The following is a 19,353-nucleotide window of genomic DNA, read 5'->3' as shown; positions in this document are numbered from 1 at the left end:
CTCAGCTCCGCACCCTTGCGGGTTCGGATCCCTCCGCATGCCCACAAGAAAGCGCCCCGGGCTGATGAAAGCCCGGGGCGCTCAGTTACCTTGGCTGGGACGGAGGGATTCCGCGTCCGCCTTCCGGCGGCCGCGCCCCGCTGCGTCGCTCCGCTCCTTGCGTGCTGCGCTGGAAAACGCTTCGCGTTTCCTCAGCTCCGCACCCTTGCGGGTTCGGATCCCTCCGCATGCCCACAAGAAAGCGCCCCGGGCTGATGAAAGCCCGGGGCGCTCAGTTACCTTGGCTGGGACGGAGGGATTCGAACCCCCAACAGCCGGCACCAAAAACCGGAGTTCTACCGTTGAACTACGTCCCAATGTGTGGTGCTGCCCAAAAGCAGCTCGTCTAGTTTACCTAATCTGCGAGGGCATCGCAAACGCCATCGAGCAGGCGTATGGCGAGTGTCTGGGCGTCGCTTGCGGTGAAGGTTCCGTTGTAGCGCGTCATGCCCGTGAGCTCAATGCGGATACGTGCAGGCTTTTGTCGCGCGGCGATATTGGCAGTGCGGATGCGCTGCGCCAGGTTGTGACATTCGGCAAGGGCGATCGTGGCGCGCGGCGCTGCATCTGCGGGCAGCTCATCGCTTGCGATCTCGAGTACCAGGTCCACGTCGGTCGGAACCTCGGAATCGCAAAGCATCATGCCGCTGTTGTCGGTCGTCGCCGTGGCGATGTTCCACATGCGCGATGCAACGCTGCGTGCGATGGGGTCCTCACCGATAACGGCAATCTGGAAGCGCTCGAGCACGTTGGCGGCGCGGGCAAAGCCGATGCGCGACTCGGCCTCGGTAACCGAGGGTTTGCCCTCCCACACGTGATGCAGACGGTTGATATAGGCGTAGGTATCCTGGAATGCCATGCCGTCGGCAAACAGGCCGACATTTTCTTGGAACTGCTGCAAGGCCGCCTCGGTGTGCGGGCCAAAGTAGCCGTCGTCCTCACCGCAGGCAAAACCCAAAACGTTGAGTGCCCTCTGCAGGGCCCGAACGTCGGCACCATGGAAATTGGGCATGCGCAGATAAAGCGTGCGGTCGCCCAGCTTATACGAGGCGTCTACCAGGGCGCTCCAACAGGGGATATCGACGGCGTAGCCAGCGGCAAGGCCGCTGTCGAGCCTAAAGGTGCCAACGGCCTGCTCGGTGGTGGTGCCAAAGCGCTTATCGGCGACCTCGGCGTCATCGATTGTATAGCCGAGCTGCAGAAGGCGGGACTGGACGTCCTCGACGGCTGCTCCCTGCATGCCCGTTGTGATAGGTTCCATGAACGAACCCCTTTCGGCGTACCATTCGTACTATTTGAGCGTGTGTCGGATAGACAACGCAAAGGGTTGCATAAACATGCACTCAACAGTGTAGCAAGTTGTACCCAAATGCGCTGCTGACAGGTTTTATAACCCCCGCTAGTTAAGGCGCTCCACAAAGAAATCTGCCATGGAGTCGAACAGCTCGCGTGCATGCGGGTCGAGCTCGACACCTTCGATAGCGGCCTTGGCCTTGGCAGTCAGGTTGAGTGCGTAAGTGTGGGCGAAATCGACAGAGCCGGTCTGCTGGAAGATCTCCACGGCGCGTGCGAGTTGCACGGGGTCCTCGGTGCCCGAGGAAAGGATTGCCTCGACTTCGTCGTGATAACGCTCGTCTGACAGGGCATGCACGGCGACGAGCGTGCGCTTGCCCTCTGTGATATCGGTGCGGAAGTCCTTGTTGGCGGCCTCCTTGGTGCCAATAAGGTTGAGCAGATCATCTTGGATCTGAAAGGCAAGGCCCGTGTGCAGGCCAAAGGCGCGCAGCGCCTCAATCTGGTCTTCGCTGCCGCCACCGATAATGGCTCCGGCGGCAAGTGGCGTGGCTCCGCTGTAGTACGCGGTCTTGTGTGTCGCCATGTCCAGATAATCGTCGACCGAGATGTCAAAGCGCCCATCGCGGACCCAGCCCAGGTCGAGCGCCTGACCCTCGATGGTGCGAACGATCATCTCGGTGAGCTCGTGGAGCACGCGGAGCTTCACGTCTGCCTCGAGCGTGGGGTCGTCGAGAACCGTCTTGGTAACCATGGTGAGCGCTAGGTCGCCGCAGTTGATGGCAAGTCCCGTACCCTCGGTAAGGTGCATACAGGGCTTGCCGCGGCGCAGCTGGCCGTTGTCGGCGATGTCGTCATGGATAAGCGCTCCCGACTGAAAGTGCTCGATGGCCGCCGCCGCGCTTCGGGCGCTCTCAAAGCTGCCGCCTACCGCGGTGGCGGCGAGCATGCAGATGAGCGGGCGGTGGCGCTTGCCGGCATTGGCCGTAAATGCCGAGAGCGGGCCATACAGGTAGCGCTCGATATCGGCAGAGGTCGCCTGTCCGTCAAAGAACGTGGCCAGATAGTCGTTAATCTGGTCAAAATGCTGGGCTAAAAAGCTGGTAAACGGACTGGACACGGGTTCTCGCATTCTTTCTTAGGTAGCATCGTTGCGTTATGCAGACAACATATTGCCACATTAGGGCATCGAGCGCGGCGGTTGAAGACGATTGAGCCATGTTGTCGCAAATGCGGCAAGAGGCGCGGCTAGATAAGTCCAAAGTGCTCGAGCGCGGTGACGACGCCGTCGTGGTCGAAGCTGTCGGTGACGTAGTCGGCCTTTTCCTTGAGGAAGTCCGGCGCGTTGCCCATGGCGACGCCAACATCGACCGCCTCCATGAGGGCGATGTCGTTGCTTGCGTCGCCGATGCCGTACACAGTGCCGTGATCTGGCCCCAGGGCGTCAAGCACGGCCTTGATTCCGGCCCGTTTGGTGCATTCGCGAGGCGAGATTTCCGTGACCTCGAGTTCGAGCTCGTTGAGGCAGAGCAGAGGCCCAAGCTCTTCATCTTGGGCGATGCGGTTGGCGAGCGGTGTGGACATAAGAATTTTATAAGCGTTGTAGTGCTTGAGTTGCGTGACGGCGTCGCCCACGGTGCGCGCGTATCCGTACGTCTCGGGGGCATCTGCGCTCATGCGCACGACGCGATCGATGCCCTCAAAGCGAATGACCTCACCCGATTGTTCGAGATAGGGGGCGAGGCGCTGTAGCAGACCGGGGTTTATGGCCGCATTTCGTACGATGCGCCCCTCGAGTTCGGCGTAGCCGCCCGCGAGACATACGATGCCCGCCCACGGCAGCTCGAGCAGCTTGGGATGGATGCAGCTGAGGGTGCGCCCCGTGCAGATAAAGGCTTTGTTGCCGTTGGCGACAAACGTGCGAATTGCCTGTGCAACCGTTTCGTTGGGATAGGGGGAAAGGTCTCGCTCGCCCTCGGGGAGCTCTTGGGCAAGTTTGGGATCTTGCCAGGCAAGCGTACCGTCGATGTCGAAGAAGCAGATATTGCCATGCTTTTTGGCGTCATCGGCGGCATGAGAAAGCGGGGTGGCAAATGCAAAACCCGGTTCGAGTCCCATAGTCTGATCAAAGTGTTCTTTGACGCGGGGGACCGAGACGCCGATGATTACCTGGGCGGTCTTGCCGGTGACGATGAGGCCTTTGGCGCCCGCTGCGACAAAGGTTGCGTTGTCCGCGACGATAGAAGGGTCCGCGACTTCGACGCGCAGCCGCGTGGCGCAGTTGGTTGCGCCCACAATGTTGGAGACGCCGCCCAGAAGCGCCACAACCTGCTCGGCGAGCAGACGATCTTGTGATGCCTGGCAGTCGGAAGCGCCGGCTTCGGATAAGCGCTTTTCGTCAACGTCGTTTCCCGTCAAGCGCGAGAGCGCCGTGTTGCTGGCAATGTAGTCCTCGCGTCCCGGGGTTTTAAGGTCAAAGGTCAGGATAAGACCTCGAAAGCTCAGAAAGAAGATGACGCTAAAGACGAGTCCGATTCCGAGTGCCAAAAGGTAGGAGCCGGCATGCGTCCGCATGAGCGGGATAAAGTTGAAGGCAGCCATCTCCATAAGGCCACCCGAGAAGATGCCGACGACGCCAAAGAAGTTCATGGCCATGGCAAGGCAGGAGGATAGGACGGCGTAGAGCAAAAAGAGTCCGGGATAGGTGAACATAAAGAGAAACTCGAGCGGCTCGGTGACGCCGCAGACCATCGAGGCGACGATGGCGGGCAGAAGGATGGTCTTGAGGCTGGCACGGCGTTCGGGCTTGGCCGTGGTGTAGAACGCTACGGCGATGGCGGGAAGACCAAAGAGCTTGACCCAACCGGTGGCGGTGAAACCAGCCCAGGGCGCTAGCTCGTTGAGGGGGCGCGTGCTGTGCGAGAGGATGGGAAGCAAGTTGGTCCACGTGGCGTAGATGCCATCGGTAATAACCAGATTGTCGTAGTAGATTGGCATGTAGAGCAGGTGATGCAGCCCCACGGGCTCGAGTGCTCGCTCTAAAAACACAAAGGCGCCCACGCCGAAGGGACCGACGCCCGTAAGTGCATGGCGCAGTGTTTCGGTCATTGCGTATACGATGGGCACGATGGCGGCCGAGATAGCGGCAAGGGCGAATACGGCAAAAAAGCTAATGAGGTAGACCAACGAGGAGCCCGAGAAAGTACCGAGCCAATCGGGAACCTTGGCATCGTAGAAGCGGTCATGGATGGCGACGACGGTGGCCGATACCGCCAGCGGGCCGATAATGCCGGTGTCGAGCGTCTTGATGCCGTCGATGACGGTGATGCCGCTGGCGGAGGTCAAAGACGACGGGTACTTAAGTCCAAGGTTGTCACCGCTCAGCTTAATGATCTCGCTCAAAAAGAAGCAATAGGCAAAATAGGCCACGAGTGCCTCGAAGCAGCAGCGCGCCGGTTGCTTTTGGGCAAGGCCGATGGGCAGCGCTACGGCAAAAAGCAGTGGGAGGCGTTTAAAGACCGTCCACGAGCCGCGCTGGATGATAGCCCAAAAAATATACCAAGGGGTTCCGTATACGGCGAGGTCGCCGACGATGTCCGCAGACGTTGCGAGGGCGGAGACGCCGACTATAAGGCCCGATATGGAAAACAGCATGGCGGGCGCGAACATTGCCCCGCCAAAGCGTTGGATTTTCTGCAGCATAATATGCCTTCCGGATGCAACATGCTGTGCGAGCAAGAACGTTTAAACAATGAACTCATTGTAGAGGACTGGCTGCTTGCCGCATTGACGGTTTTGATTCGGTCCGATTTGGGTGCCGGGGGAACCGTCGACGGTAAATAATCCGTGCTTTGCCGATAGACGGTTTAAACAACCCCAAGAAATGCTATCGTGCCTAGCCATACATATTCATTAGAGGTGAAGCCATGCCAAAAGCGATTTACGAAGGAATCTACCGCGAGATCCGTTCGCGCATCATTAACGGGACCTATGCGTTTCAGGAGATGCTGCCAACCGAAGCCGAGCTGACCGCAGAGTTCGACTGCACGCGCAATACCGTCCGCCGCGCCTTGAGCATGCTGGCCGACGAGATGTTTGTGCAGCCCATACACGGCAAGGGCGTGCGCGTTATTTGGCTCAAGGGCGAAACCGACATGTTGGGCGCACTCGAGGAAGTCGAGTCGTTTGGCGAATTTGCAAAGCGCAACAATGCCGTTGCATCGACGGACGTTAAGTCCTTTGAACATCTGGTCTGCACCGAGCAGCTCTCTCGTCGCCTGGGCTTTAAGGTGGGCGAGGAGCTGATTCGCGTAGTGCGTGTCCGAAGCCTCAACGGCAGCGCGCGCCAAGTGGACCATGGCTACTTTTTGGAGTCGATTGCCAAGGGTCTGACCCCCGAGATCGCGGCAGAATCTATCTACGACTATCTGGAGCACAAGCGCGGCATCAAAGTGATGGCGAGTCGCCGTACGGTGAGTGTCGAGCTCGCCAACGATGAAGACTGCAGCTATCTTGACCTCGGCAAATACAACTGCGTTGCCGTCATGGAGAGTCAGTCGTACACCTCGGACGGCATCTTGTTTGAGGTGACGCATGCTCGCACACACCCCGAGATCTTCCATTACCGCATCAATTCCAAGCGATAGGTAACAGACGCATAAGCTTGCGTTTCGATATGAAGCGCCCCGTGCAGTCGATGGGATATCGGCCGCACGGGGCGCTTTAATTGTTTAGACAATATTTGTCAAGTACGAATGTATCAGGAACCGTTCACCGAAGTTTTTCTACCGCTCTAACAATACTTGTTCAAACAACTAGCCAAATAGCGTATTGTACAAATCAGAAAAAGGGGCAAAGTCCCCGAACCAATCTCCGAAGGCGGCGGCAAAGGGTGCCGCCACGGTCTTTGGCCTAGGTCTCATGGGCTGCGGTGGCTCCGCCGGCTCCGGCTCCTCTGCTTCTGGTGACGCTGCCGAGGTCTACTTCCTCCAATTCAAGCCCGAGGTCGACAAGGAGTGGAAGGAGATCGCCAAGGCATACAAGGAGGAGAAGGGCGTCGAGGTCAAGATCGTGACCGCCGCCTCTAACACCTACGAGGAGAAGCTCAAGTCCGAGATGTCCAAGAGCTCCGCTCCGACCCTGTTCCAGGTCAACGGCCCCACCGGTCTTAAGAACTGGAAGGACTACTGCGCCGACCTGTCCGATACCAAGGTCCGCGGTGAGCTTGTCGACGACTCCCTGGCTCTGCAGTCCGACGGCAAGGATCTAGGTATCGACTGGGTCCAGGAGAGCTACGGCATCATTTACAACAAGGAGCTCCTCGAGAAGGCTGGCTACAAGGCCGAGGATATCAACTCCTTCGACAAGTTGAAGGCTTGCGCCGATGACATTCAGGCCCGCAAGGACGAGCTTGGCGTTGACGGTGCCTTCACTTCCGCCGGCATGGATGACTCCTCCAGCTGGCGCTACACCACCCACCTCGCCAACCTCCCGCTCTACTACGAGTTCGAGAAGGAGCACAACCAGGAGGATGACGAGATTAAGGGCGAGTATCTCGACAACTTTAAGCAGATCTTCGACCTGTACATCACCGACTCCACCTGCGATCCTTCGCAGCTTGCCTCCAAGACCGGCGACGACGCCTCCAATGAGTTCGCAACCGGCAAGGCCGTCTTCTATCCTTCTTGTTGTGGGGTCGGCCTGCCGATGGGTGTGCAGTCCGCCTCCGATGTTCTGATTCGATACACCTATTGTATACATGTTGTTTAAACATGTATAGGCAAGATAAAAAAGTTGGTCGATTTTCGGCGAATGGTTACATGCCATGAAAAAGCCCCGGTCTCACATCGTGAGATCGGGGCAAGAACGGTATGTAGGTTTTTGCTACTCGGCGTCGGCGAAGCCGTTGGGGTTGTGGCTCTGCCAGTTCCAGCTATCGCGGCACATGTCCGCGATGTCGTACTGTGCCTTCCAACCCATCATGCGCTCGGCCTTGGAAGCGTCGCACCAGTTGGCGGCGATGTCGCCGGCGCGGCGCTCGCGAATCACGTAGGGCAGCTCTTTGCCACAGGCCTTGGAGAAGGCTGCGACAACCTCGAGCACCGAAGTGCCGGTGCCGGTGCCCAGGTTGAAGATCTCGACGCCGGTCTTGCCGTTCATCCAGTTGAGAGCGGCCACATGGCCCGATGCCAGGTCACACACGTGGATGTAGTCGCGCACACCGGTGCCGTCGGGGGTGGGGTAGTCGTTGCCAAAGACCTGAACGGCTTCGAGCTTGCCCACGGCAACCTGCGCGACATAAGGCACCAGGTTGTTGGGGATGCCCTTGGGGTCCTCGCCGATCAGGCCCGACGGATGGGCGCCGATGGGATTGAAGTAGCGGAGCAGCACAACGTCCCACTCGGGATCGGCGGTGTGAACGTCCATAAGGATCTGCTCAATCATCCACTTGGTCCAGCCATAGGGGTTGGTCGCAGGCTTCTTGGGGTCTTCCTCGGTGACGGGCGGGTTATCCGGATCGCCGTAGACGGTCGAGGAGCTCGAGAAGATGATGGACTTGCAGCCATGGTTGCGCATAACGTCGACGAGCACCAGGGTGTTCTCGATGTTGTTGTGGTAGTACTCGACGGGCTTGCTCACCGACTCGCCGACGGCCTTAAAGCCGGCGAAGTGGATGACGCGGTCGATCTGATGGGTATCGAAGATCTTGTTCATGGCATCGCGGTCGAGCACGTTGGCCTCGTAGAAGGTGAGGTTCTTGGCGGCCTTGTCGCCCACGATGGTCTTGACACGGTCGACGGCGACGGCGCTGGAGTTGGAGAGGTCGTCGACGATGACGACCTGGTAGCCACCCTCGAGCAGCTGAACGACGGTGTGCGAGCCGATAAAGCCGGCGCCACCGGTTACGAGGACGCAGGTGTCTTTGGGGTCGAGTGCTTTGGACATGTAGTCTCCTATCGAATCAGGAACACTTCCTGAGGGAGTATAGCGCAGGCAGGGGCACCCAAAACGTGCAGGGCAGGAAAAGCAGACGAGCATGCTAACGTACTCATGGAAATGTTTGGCGTGGGCATAACCTTGACTTTGACGTTTGCATACGAGCCGCCGACCATGGGGTTTGCTGCCGTTCGTGGAAATCGTTGGGACGCGTCGGATGTACGCTAATATGTATGAGTTGAGCGACATATAAATAAACATGTAACGGAGTAGATATGTCACCAAACAGCGATTCCATCCTTTCCCAGGAGCTTTCGCGTCGCACTGCCCTCAAGGCCTTGTTCGGCGCCGCTTCTGCAGCCGTTCTTTTTGGTCTGCCCGCTCGCGCCCATGCTGCGGAGGCCACCAAGGAAACCACTGACAAGCTCAATGCGGCCCAGGCTCAGCTTGACGAGGTCCAGGCCCAGCTCGACAGCATCGCAAATGAATACGCGGCGCTGGCCAACAAGAACGCCCAGACCCTCAACGATATCGAGAGCGTACAGGGCCAGATTGACAGCACGCAGGCGCAGATTGACGAAAAGAAGGCCGAGCTCAAAAAGAAGCGCGGCGATCTTTCCGATCGCGTTTCCGCCAGCTATAAGTCGGGCGGCACCAACATCCTGTCGCTGCTGCTCGCCTCGGGCTCGTTTGAGGAGCTCGTCGCCAATGCGCACTATGTTGAGAAGATCAACAAGAGCGACCGCGACGCCATCGAGGATATCCAGACCATCCAGAAAGAGCTCGATACGCAGAAGTCCGAGCTCGAGTCGCAAAAAGCCGACTTGGAGAAGCTTAAGGACCAGCAGACTGCCCAGATGCAGGACATGCAGGCCAAGCAGCAGGAGGTCCAGACGGTTCTGAACGGCCTCTCCGACGATGTCAAGGAGCTCATGGCCCAGCGCGATTCCGAGATTCTCGCTGCCGCCCAGGCTGAGGAGGCTGCCAAGAAGGCTGCCGCTGCTGCGGCTGCCGCAAACAAGAACAATTCCTACTCGGGTGGTTCGAGCTCGGGTGGCGGATCGTATGCGCCCGGAAATCCGCAACAGAATGCCGGCTCGGGCAAGCAGCAGGCTGTCGTCAACGCATGCTACTCCACGCCTTCGCCTGGCCTGAACTGGTGCGCCGCCTGGGTCACCAACGTCTTCCGCAACGCCGGCGTGGGCTACTTTGGCGGCAACGCGTGCGACATGTTTAACGCCTGGTGCTACAGCTCCGATCGTTCGGCGCTGCAGGTGGGCATGATCGTGGCCGACTCGTCGCACAGTGGCACCGGTATGCCGGGTCTGCTGTACGGACATGTGGGCATCTATGTTGGCGGCGGCATCGTTATGAGTAACGAGGGCGCCATCACGTCGAGGTCGCTTGACTCGTTCATTAGCTTTTACGGTACTGGCTCTGGCGTGCGCTGGGGCTGGCTTGGCGGTATTGCGCTGTCGTAGCTGCGGCTTGGTCCGGGACTGCGGGCGAGGCATAAGGTTGCCTGCTCGGGCAGTCCTGCGCAAGACGAAGGCCACATTAAGTGGCCTTCTTTGCGTGCGGAACTCGCGATCAACCTTATGCCTCGCCCGCAGTCCCAGACCTTCCGGGCTCAAGGCGCGACACACCGGACTGGTTGTCTGAATTAAAGAAAGTGAAGGCCCCTTTCGGGGCCTTCCTTTTATAAAAATTCGCCTACTCGGTGGACTTCGGGTTCTAGGTCTACGTCGAACTGCTCTTTGACGGTTGCTTGGATGTGGCGGATGAGTTCGTCGACGTCGGCGGCGGTGGCGTGGTCGGCGTTGACGATAAAGCCGCAGTGTTTTTCGCTCACCTGGGCGCCGCCGACGGCATGGCCGCGCAGGCCGGCGTCCATGATGAGTTTACCGGCAAAGTGGCCCTCGGGGCGCTTGAAAGTGGAGCCGGCACTCGGCATGTCGAGCGGCTGCTTGTCCTCGCGGCGTTGGCGGTAGTCGTCCATGTCGGCCTTGATCATCGCGGCGTTACCCGGGGCGAGATTGAAGGTGGCCGAAAGCACGATGAAGCCGTCGTCGGCGATGCGGCTCTTGCGATAGCCCAGATTGAGCTCGTTGACATCGAACTCGATGATGCTGCCGCTACCGCGGGTGCCGTCGTCGAGCATGCGGGCGGGCTTGTAGACGCGTACAGACTCCAGCACATCGGCCATGCAGGCACCGTAGGCGCCGGCGTTCATGTAGCAGGCGCCGCCGACCGATCCGGGGATGCCCGAGATGGGCTCCATGCCGGTGAGGCAGGCTTCGGCTGCCGCGGCCGCAACATCCGAAAGCAGCGCACCGGCTGCTGCCGTAACGTGCGTGCCGTCGACGGTAATGTCGGAGAGGCCCTCGCCTAGCGCTACGACGACGCCGCGTATGCCCTTGTCGCCGACGAGTAGGTCGGAGCCGTTGCCCACGATGGTGAGTGGCAGATCGCAGCGATAGCAGGTATCGAGCGTGGCGACGAGGCCCTGCTCGGTGTCGGGCGTGACAAAGACGTCGGCCGGGCCGCCAATCTTAAACGTGGTGTGCTCGCGCATGGGCTCGCTCATCAACACGTTGTCCTCGCCGGCAACGCCAGCGAGCGTGCACAGCAGGTCCTCGTTAAAAAAGTCGTTCTCGTGCATCCGAATATCCGCCTTTTGGTGGTCGTTGTCATCAATCGATTGCAATATACCCCACCTGGACGTATTTGGTGCGCTGGCGGCGATAAAACAGCCGTCTACCGGATTGGTAAAGTGTTTATCACCGAGGTAGAGGGGCAGTCGCTATACTTTAAAGAGATTGCGCGTAAACCCGGAAGGAGCGAGATGGCCAACAAAGTCACCCTCAAGCAGATCGCCCAGGAGGTGGGGCTTTCCCCCTCGTCGGTCTCGCTTGTTCTCAACAATCGGCCTTGTCGCATCTCGGAAGAAAACCGCAAGCTCATCAAGGAGGTCGCGGCGCGCAACCACTATGTTCCCAACCAGATTGCACGCAGCCTGGTCATGCGCGAGTCACGCACCCTGGGCCTTATCGTCCCCAACATCGAGAGCCGATTTTTTGCCTCACTTGCCGGTAGCTTGGAAAAGCGCTGCCGCGAGGACGGCTATGCGCTCTTTATTACCAGCTCGGGCGGAAGCGCCGACGATGACTTGGAACTGCTGCGCCAGCTGGTGACGCGCGGCGTCGATGGTGTCTTCCTGGTGGTAGGCGACGAGTTCTCGGACGACCGTGCCCTGCGCGAAGAGGTCAGCCATCTACCCATCCCTGCCGTGATGGTCGACCGCGCCATTGAGGGGCTCGAGTGCGACAAGGTGATGTTCGACCACGAGATGGGTGGCTATATGGCTACCCGCTATCTGATCGAGCAGGGCCACCGTCGCATTGCCTGCTTGGTTAATGCGCGTCGTTCCAATACGGGTCGCAAGCGACTTGCCGGCTATGAGCGCGCGCTGCGCGAGGTTGGCCTGCCTATCGACGCGCGTTTGGAGTTTGAGAGCGAGTACTACATTCCGAGCGCCTACGAGGCCTCGGAGGCGGTGCTCGCAACCGACGCCACTGCCGTATTCGCGAGCTCGGACAACATTGCCCTCGGTTTGCTCAAGCGTTTGCACGAGATGGGGAAGAGCATCCCGGGCGATATTTCGGTGGTGAGCTATGACAACTCGGCGGCCGACGTTCTCTTTGAGCCGGCGCTGACCGCCATTGAGCAGGATCCTGGTGTCCTCGCGGAACATGCTTTTGGCTGCATGTCCAAGCGTCTTGCCGGTAGGGGCGGTAGGCGTGCCGAAGAGGTCGTCCTGGAGCCGGCGCTTATCGTTAAGGGCAGCGTGCTCGAGCTTACTAAACATAACTAAACACGTTTATCAATTTGCAGAGACCGAATGTGGAGCACCTGTGGCAGACAATGCCGCAGGTGAATGTCGCGTTTTGTTGATCGATGTGATTGATAAGGGTGATAAAACGTTTTTTCACCATGATAAAACGTTTTAGCAAATATACTAGTCCCAACGAATGGTTGCCGTATTGGAGGGCGACCGCACAGCGGAGGGACATAAACAATGGCTAAAACACTGGGGACGCCGTGGCAAAAGCTGGGCCACGAGGTGCCGGCTTCCGAGCTCGAGGGCGTCGACCTGTATTGGCGTGCATCGAATTATCTGTCCGTCGGTCAGATCTACCTTCGCTCTAACCCGCTCATGCGCCCCGACTTTGTCGATGAGAAAACCGGCGAGGTGCGCGACTTTGGTCGCCCGGACGTTAAGCACCGCCTGGTCGGTCACTGGGGCACCACGCCCGGCATCAACTTCCTGTTCGGTCATGTCAACCGCCTCATCGCCGATCACAACCAGAACGCGATCTTCTTGATGGGCCCGGGTCACGGTGGCCCCGCTGGCACCGCCCAGTCGTTGCTCGATGGTACCTACCGCGAGATTCGCCCCGACATTACCAATGACGAGGCCGGCCTGCAGAAGTTCTTCCGCCAGTTTTCCTACCCCGGCGGTATTCCGAGCCATTTTGCGCCCGAGACGCCTGGCTCCATCCACGAGGGCGGCGAGCTCGGCTACACGCTCAGCCACGCTTACGGTGCCGTCATGGATAACCCGAGCCTGCTGGCCGTGGCTGTGGTGGGCGACGGCGAGTCCGAGACCGGTCCGCTCACGACCTCTTGGCAGTCTAATAAGCTCGTGAACCCGGCAACCGATGGTATCGTCCTGCCGATCCTGCACCTCAACGGCTACAAGATCGCCAACCCCACCATTCTTGCCCGCGTGTCCGACGAGGAGCTCACCAAGTTCTTTGAGGGCATGGGCTATAAGCCGCATTTCTTTGTCGCCGGCTTTGACGACGAGAGCCATGCGAGCATTCATGCGCGTTTCGCCGCCCTGTTCGAGCAGGTCTTCGATGAGATCTGCGACATCAAGGCCACCGCTATGGCTCAGGCCACTGCGGGCGAGACCGTGGTCCGTCCGGCCTATCCCATGATCGTGTTCCGTACGCCCAAGGGTTGGACCTGCCCCAAGCAGATTGATGGCAAGAAGACCGAGGACTCCTGGCGCGCCCATCAGGTGCCGCTCGCGAGCGCCAAAGATACCCACGAGCACTTCCGCGTGCTGCGCGAGTGGCTGCGCTCCTACAAGCCCGAGGAGCTCTTTACGCCCGAGGGCCAGGTGCGCCCCGAGGTGACGGCCTTTATGCCGACCGGCGAGCTGCGTATCGGCGCCAATCCCAACGCGAACGGCGGCAAGGTACGCCGCGAGCTCGAGCTTCCCGATATTCACGCTCACGAGATCCCCGCCGCAAGTAAGGGCCACGGCTGGGGCTCCACCGAGGCCGCCCGCGTCTTTGGTGAGTACACTGCCGATGTTCTGGCCAAGAACATGGATGATTTTCGCATCTTCGGTCCCGACGAGACCGCGTCCAACCGCCTGCAGGCTGCCTATAAGGTGACCAAGAAGCAGTGGGATGCCGGTTTCTACGAGGACGATGCCAACGACGAGCTGCTGGCCGGTTCCGGTAAGGTTGTCGAGCAGCTGTCCGAGCACCAGTGCGAGGGCTTCCTCGAGGCCTACGTGCTCACCGGCCGCTCCGGTGTGTGGAGCTCTTACGAGAGTTTTGTCCACGTGGTCGATTCCATGGTCAACCAGCACTGCAAATGGCTCGAAGCAACCAAGCGCGAGATTCCGTGGCGTGCTCCTATCAGCGGCCTCAATATTTTGCTGTCGAGCCATGTCTGGCGCCAGGACCACAACGGCTTTTCGCACCAGGACCCCGGCTTTATCGACCTGCTGCTCAACAAGGCCAACGACACGCATGTCGTGAATGCTTATTATCCGGCCGATGCCAATATGGCCCTTGCTGTGGCCGAGCGCGTCTACCAGTCCACCGACTGCGTCAATGCCATCTTCTGTGGCAAGCAGCCCGCCCCCACCTTCCAGACGGTCGACGAGGCCAAGTCTGAGCTCGTCGAGGGCGTAGCGACCTGGGAGTGGGCATCGACTGCCGACTCGCTCGCCGAGGCCGACGTCGTGGTCGCTACTTGCGGTGACGTGCCGACGCTCGAGGCACTGGCCGCAACCGATATGCTGCGCGGGCTGGGCATCAAGGTCTGGTTTGTCAACGTAGTCGATCTGCTCAAGATCCAGAACGTCTGCGAGAACGACCAAGCCATCAGCGATGAGCGCTGGGCTGAGTTGTTTGGCCGCGGCGAGAAGCCCGTGCTCTTCGCATTCCACGCTTATGCCGGCACGATTCGCCGCCTGATCTGGAACCGTCCCGGTCACGATGCCTTCCGCGTTCACGGCTACGAGGAGAAGGGCTCCACGACCACGCCGTTTGACATGCTGCGCCTGAACAACATGGACCGCTGGGCCCTGGCCGCCGACGTGCTGCGCATGGTTGACGCCGATAAGTTTGCCGAGCAGATTGATGAGTGGGAGGCCTTCCGCACCGAGGCCTTTGAGTTCGCGTGCGACGAGGGCTTCGATCACCCGGCCTTTACCGACTGGGTCTGGCCCGACGCCGCAGCCGCAACCGCTGCCGACGGCGTACTCTCCGCAACCCAAATGACCGCGGGCGACAACGAGTAACTTTGTTACGCGGTTTTACCAAACCGCGTAAAGGCTCGACGCTGCGCGGGTTCCAAGCACCCCATCTCGCCGTTCAAACCGTCGCTCGCGTACAGAAGTACGCGTCGCTCCTCTTTCACGGCGACCTGGGGCACTTGGAACCCGCTCGCTGACTTTTGCTCAACCAGCGGCGAGCGGCAGCTCGGGGGTGCTTGTGCTGGACGGTCTCGCGCTGGGGCCGCCTCCGGGCGGGTTCGCCAAGCGCGAGGAGCGTTTTGGTTTTTCGCAAGTAAGCGCGGACGAAATCATCGACCAGATTCCCGATCTGCTCAAACATGCAGAGCTCCTATATGTTTAGCCCCATTTTCCCATGTGCGGTAGAATGAAGTCTATGAGATCAGGAACGCCGTAAAGGGAGAGTTTTTGTGGATGCGCATCTGGATGGGGGCTCTTCCGCCCCGCTGTATCAACAGGTGCTCGATTTGCTTAAGAGCGATATCGAGCAGGGGACATATCCCGTTGATTCGCAGATCCCAACGGAACTTGAGCTTTCTAAGATGTACGGCGTGGGAAGGGTCACGGTTCGCCGCGCTATAGAGGGGCTTGTGGACGAGGGGTATCTCACCAAGCGGCAGGGGCGTGGTACGTTTGTGACCGCGACCAAGATAATTCGCAAGGTGCATCAGAAGGACGATGTTCAGAGTTTTACCCAAGCATGCGCTGAAAACGGCCAGAAGGCGGGCGCTCGCGTTGTCGCCCGCAGGGTCGTTGCCGCCGATCGCGACCTCGCTTCTTTCTTGGGCCTGGATGAAGGCTCTGACCTCATCTTGGTCTCACGCGTGCGTACCGCAGACGGCGTGCCGGTCCTGTTCGAGAACAACTACTATCCTGTCGAGGGATTCGAATTTCTCAAAGATATCAGTCTCTCCAATTGTTCGATATTCGAGACTGTGGGGGAGCGTACGGGCAGGTATCCCTGTTCGTCCGATCCCTGCAGGTTGGAGATTGCCCGTGCGGGAATCGATACCGCCCGCGAGCTCAAGGTCCCAGTAGGGGAGCCGCTCTTCTTCATGAACGTGGGCTTTCTCGATTCCAACGGAGAACCCTTCTGCTACGGCAGACAGTACTACGTGGGTTCACGCTACAGCTTCGATATCTAGCGAGTCCCGTGGAGGCTGCTCCCGCCTCTTGGAGCCTTGCATCCCTTTATGCATAACCGGAACGCGCGAGGCTTCTCGGGAGCATCCCTTATCGAGCCTCCCTGCCTTCTTGTGCCGCGCCGCCCTCACCATCGCTGCAACGGGTCCGTTTAGCGCGTAAAAGCAACCGTTTATAGAACAATCTAATATGTTTCTTGACCGGCACCTTCATGCAGGTTATACATAGGACAACCTAAGATGTTTGCTTATACATGAGGATTTATGGCAAGCATCGTTGTTCTGACAGGAGGTCAAGAATGTCGGATACCAAAAAGGAGAAGCCCAAGCGCAGATTCCGCCTCCAGCTTCCCCATGTGTACACCATCGCGTTCATGCTGATCGTATTCTTCGCGGTGCTCACATGGGTCGTTCCATCGGGTCAGTTCGACCGTCAGATCATTCAGACGGCTGCGGGCGAGCGAGAAGTCGCTGTAGCTGGAACGTACCAAGAGGTCGATAAGGTCTACACCGATCCGGAGACGGGGGAGACCGTCGATTTGCGACAGGGCATCGATGCCGTTCTGCAGGCTCCCACCCAGGGCATCCAGGCTGCGGCCGATGTCGTCGCGTTCGTCCTGCTGATCGGCGGATCGTTCGCCATCGTCACCAAGACCAACGCCCTAAACGCCGGTATGAGCCGCGTGATCAAGAAGTTGAAGAACAAGGACATCTTGATCATTCCCATCACCATGATCCTGCTCTCGATCTGCGGTTCCACGTTCGGCATGTCCGAGGAGGCGCTGCCGTTCTACGCGATCTTCATCCCCATCATGCTGGGCATCGGGTATGACTCCATGACCGCGTTCATCATCTGCTTCCTCGGTCCCAACCTTGGTTACTGCGCATCCACCATCGATCCCTTCAACGTGCTGATCGCCCAGGGTGTTATCGGCATCGAGGGAAATCCCCAGCTGTGGCTCCGCGCCATCCTGTGGGTCATTTTCACCGCCGCGGGCATTTTCTGGGCCATGCGCTACGCGCACCGCGTCAAGCTCAATCCTAAGTCTTCCATCACCTATGAGGATGATAAGCAGAAGCGCATCGAGTTCTCCGTCACCGACGCCTCTGTCGAAGAGGAGTTCACGCTTCGCCACAAGCTCGTCCTCATTGATTTCGCGGTCGGCATGGGCGTTATCGTGTGGGGCCTCGTTACCCAGGGCTGGTATATGAACGAGATCTCTATGGTGTTCCTGGCCATGGGCCTTCTCGCTGGCATTCTCGGCGGTTTGGACGAGAAGACCATTGCGGAGGAGTTCGTCCGCGGAATCGCTGACTTCGCCTACGCAGCCTGCATCATCGGTATCGCCCGCGGCATCCTGGTCGTCGCAGAGGGCGGAATGATCATCGACTCTATTCTTAACGGGCTTGCCGGACTCCTTGCGGGCGCTCCGTCCTTCATCTATACCACGTTCATGTACATCGTCCTTGGCCTGCTTTCGCTGCTCGTTCCTTCCAGCTCCGGCCTCGCTGCACTCACCATGCCCGTCATGGGCCCGCTGACCGAGCTTATGGGTCTCAATCCCGAGGCCGCCGTCACCGCTCTGCAGTTCGCGAACCAGACCATCAACACCATCAGCCCCGTTGCGGGCATGACCGTCGCGGGTCTCGCCGTAGCGAAGATTTCCTTTGGGCAATGGTGGAAGACCATCTGGAAGTTCTTTATCTTCATGGTTCTGTTCGGATTGGTCGCGACTACGATCTCCGGCCTGCTGCCGATGTAGGAGGTGCCCAGTGTCTGATCGTTCGCTCGTATTGCTGTCCCGCAGCATCTTTACCGGCCTTTCTGATGAACCGATCGACGGATATGTCTCGATTCGCGGTAATCGCATCGAATCCGTGGGTGCCTCTGATCGGGCTGCCGAATATATTAAGCATGCGGACGAGGTTCGCGACCTTGGCTCCAGAACCGTCATGGCAGGCCTTGTCGACGTGCACACGTTCTTTACCGGCTGGGTGCTTCGTCGCATCGGCGCCGATCTTATCGATGTGGCCTCGGCAGATGATGTTCTCACCGCGATGTCGAATTGGAAGGAGGAGCGGCCCCAGGCCCCTATGGCGTTGGGCATGAACCTTCCAGACGCTCTCATGGGTGACGACCTGGTCGATATGCTGGACGAGAAGTTCTCATCCACGCCTGCCGTCGCCTTTACTGCCGGCGCGGAGACCTGCGTGCTCAACTCTGCCGCTTCCGAGCGCTACGGGTTCACGCCCGAAGCCTGCTATGCCGAGATGATTTGGCGTCTTATGCGCGACTACCTGCCCCTTCGGGAGGTTCGTGATGCATATGGCGACTATATGGCCATGCTCAACTCCCGTGGCGTCACCGCCATCAAGGAGATGTGCTTCGACGATTATTACGGGTTTGCGGACGAGATGTATCGCCGCGAGCAGGAAGGCGAGCTCACGGTTCGAGTCGACATGATGAGCCAGCCCGTCGGGCGCGGAGCCGATCTTGATTACGCCTGCTCGGCGCGCAATCGCTTCCAAGGAGACTTCGTCAGGTTCTCCGGCTTCAATCGCATGACCGATCGCGGCGTGTGGTGCGGCCTGGCCGAGATGATCGATCCCTACGAGGAGGGGGCCGATGCGGGCGCCGGCGGAAAGACCGTGGTCGAGGAGCCCGAATGGGACCTCATTTCTCGCGAGCTGTCTAAGATCGATGCCCAAGGATTCCGTTACTCCCTTCATTGTCAGGGGGATGGGGCCGTTCGCAAGACAATCGACCTGTATGAGCGCCTGCCGCGCGACGAGTCGGGAAGGCTCGCTCGCAGGCATTCGATTACGGACCTTGAGAACTCCGATCCGATCGATCTGGCGCGCATGGGCGCCATCGGCGGAATCTGTGAGGTCTACCCCCAGATCCTCACCCTTGATAAGCGCGAGGATTGCCTTTCGACCATGCGCCGCCAGATAGGAGAGAAGAGGCTTTCCCGCAGCTGGAACCGTCGCGCCATGGTGGATAGTGGATGCGTGCTGTGCTGCGGCACCGACCTCCCCCTTCTTATCCCGCATCTGGGAGATTCGATCTACAGCGCCTGCGGAGGGTATTTCGCCGACGGATTGGACGTCAACCCGCAAAATACCGTCAGCGTTGCCGAGCTGCTGCGGGCATGGACTGCCGGGGGTTCCTACGATCTGGTTCGCGAGGACGATTTCGGTACGCTCGAGGCGGGCAAGCTCGCGGACATCTGCGTTCTCGACCGCGATGTGTTTGCGGTAGACCCCAAAGATGCCCGAGACATCCGGGTCTCGCTCACGCTGAGCGATGGCCGGGTCGTGTACGAAGATTGCTAGGAGAGG

14 protein-coding genes and 1 tRNA gene are annotated in these 19,353 nt (G+C 59.3%); 9 read left to right on the top strand and 6 right to left on the bottom strand.

Translation table 11 applies throughout. The features are described from left to right. Positions 1-281: 281 nt before the first annotated feature. From ACTQVX_RS07690 to ACTQVX_RS07675, 4 genes are all read right to left on the bottom strand, one after another. Positions 282-356: transfer RNA gene (locus ACTQVX_RS07690), tRNA-Gln, on the bottom strand. Between the two features lie 38 nt (positions 357-394). Beyond that, positions 395-1,300 carry a peptidoglycan-binding domain-containing protein gene (locus tag ACTQVX_RS07685; protein ID WP_441560761.1) on the bottom strand — a complete coding sequence of 302 codons (906 nt, stop codon included), beginning with the start codon at positions 1,298-1,300 and terminating at the stop codon, positions 395-397. A 138-nt stretch (positions 1,301-1,438) separates the two neighbouring features. After that, entirely contained in the window at positions 1,439-2,452 is a 1,014-nt protein-coding gene (locus ACTQVX_RS07680) for a polyprenyl synthetase family protein (protein WP_441049363.1), read from the bottom strand. A gap of 128 nt (positions 2,453-2,580) precedes the next feature. Beyond that, the gene (locus ACTQVX_RS07675) at positions 2,581-5,034 is read right to left on the bottom strand and encodes a PTS transporter subunit EIIC (protein WP_441560760.1); all 2,454 of its coding nucleotides are present in this window, start codon (positions 5,032-5,034) and stop codon (positions 2,581-2,583) included. Between the two features lie 224 nt (positions 5,035-5,258). Between ACTQVX_RS07675 and ACTQVX_RS07670 the strand changes: the two genes are divergently transcribed. Both ACTQVX_RS07670 and ACTQVX_RS07665 read left to right on the top strand, forming a co-directional pair. Next, positions 5,259-5,978 carry a GntR family transcriptional regulator gene (locus tag ACTQVX_RS07670; protein ID WP_427719731.1) on the top strand — a complete coding sequence of 240 codons (720 nt, stop codon included), beginning with the start codon at positions 5,259-5,261 and terminating at the stop codon, positions 5,976-5,978. A gap of 184 nt (positions 5,979-6,162) precedes the next feature. Continuing rightward, a complete protein-coding gene (locus tag ACTQVX_RS07665) occupies positions 6,163-7,101 on the top strand; it encodes an ABC transporter substrate-binding protein (protein ID WP_441560757.1) in 939 nt (312 codons plus the stop codon). Between the two features lie 114 nt (positions 7,102-7,215). Here ACTQVX_RS07665 and galE read toward each other — a convergent pair whose 3' ends face one another. Beyond that, the gene (galE, locus tag ACTQVX_RS07660) at positions 7,216-8,277 is read right to left on the bottom strand and encodes a UDP-glucose 4-epimerase GalE (RefSeq protein ID WP_427728932.1); all 1,062 of its coding nucleotides are present in this window, start codon (positions 8,275-8,277) and stop codon (positions 7,216-7,218) included. Between the two features lie 266 nt (positions 8,278-8,543). Between galE and ACTQVX_RS07655 the strand changes: the two genes are divergently transcribed. Next, positions 8,544-9,749, top strand: a complete 1,206-nt coding sequence (locus ACTQVX_RS07655) for a coiled-coil domain-containing protein (RefSeq protein WP_152067824.1) — start codon at positions 8,544-8,546, stop codon at positions 9,747-9,749. Positions 9,750-9,967: 218 nt separating this feature from the next. Here the strand turns inward: ACTQVX_RS07655 and murB are convergent, their stop codons facing one another. Then, on the bottom strand, positions 9,968-10,930 hold the full coding sequence (gene murB / locus ACTQVX_RS07650) for a UDP-N-acetylmuramate dehydrogenase (protein ID WP_441560762.1): 963 nt from the start codon (positions 10,928-10,930) through the stop codon (positions 9,968-9,970). A 183-nt stretch (positions 10,931-11,113) separates the two neighbouring features. Here murB and ACTQVX_RS07645 point away from each other — a divergent pair, with 183 nt between their 5' ends. From ACTQVX_RS07645 to ACTQVX_RS07620, 6 genes are all read left to right on the top strand, one after another. Further along, the gene (locus ACTQVX_RS07645; protein ID WP_118388843.1) at positions 11,114-12,142 is read left to right on the top strand and encodes a LacI family DNA-binding transcriptional regulator; all 1,029 of its coding nucleotides are present in this window, start codon (positions 11,114-11,116) and stop codon (positions 12,140-12,142) included. Positions 12,143-12,346: 204 nt separating this feature from the next. After that, positions 12,347-14,875 carry a phosphoketolase family protein gene (locus ACTQVX_RS07640; protein ID WP_441560755.1) on the top strand — a complete coding sequence of 843 codons (2,529 nt, stop codon included), beginning with the start codon at positions 12,347-12,349 and terminating at the stop codon, positions 14,873-14,875. Between the two features lie 193 nt (positions 14,876-15,068). Further along, a complete protein-coding gene (locus ACTQVX_RS07635; protein ID WP_441540165.1) occupies positions 15,069-15,212 on the top strand; it encodes a hypothetical protein in 144 nt (47 codons plus the stop codon). Positions 15,213-15,279: 67 nt separating this feature from the next. Then, positions 15,280-16,014 (top strand): GntR family transcriptional regulator, encoded by a 735-nt coding sequence (locus tag ACTQVX_RS07630; protein WP_441560753.1) that lies wholly within the window; start codon positions 15,280-15,282, stop codon positions 16,012-16,014. A 296-nt stretch (positions 16,015-16,310) separates the two neighbouring features. Then, positions 16,311-17,774: a YfcC family protein gene (locus ACTQVX_RS07625; protein ID WP_441540167.1), complete on the top strand. Its 1,464-nt coding sequence runs from the start codon at positions 16,311-16,313 to the stop codon at positions 17,772-17,774. A 10-nt stretch (positions 17,775-17,784) separates the two neighbouring features. Further along, positions 17,785-19,347, top strand: a complete 1,563-nt coding sequence (locus ACTQVX_RS07620) for an amidohydrolase (protein ID WP_441540168.1) — start codon at positions 17,785-17,787, stop codon at positions 19,345-19,347. Positions 19,348-19,353 lie beyond the last annotated feature (6 nt).

Source organism: Collinsella sp. LCP19S3_A6, from assembly GCF_052122015.1.
Lineage (GTDB): Bacteria > Actinomycetota > Coriobacteriia > Coriobacteriales > Coriobacteriaceae > Collinsella.
This window is presented reverse-complemented; position numbering and strand designations above follow the sequence as displayed.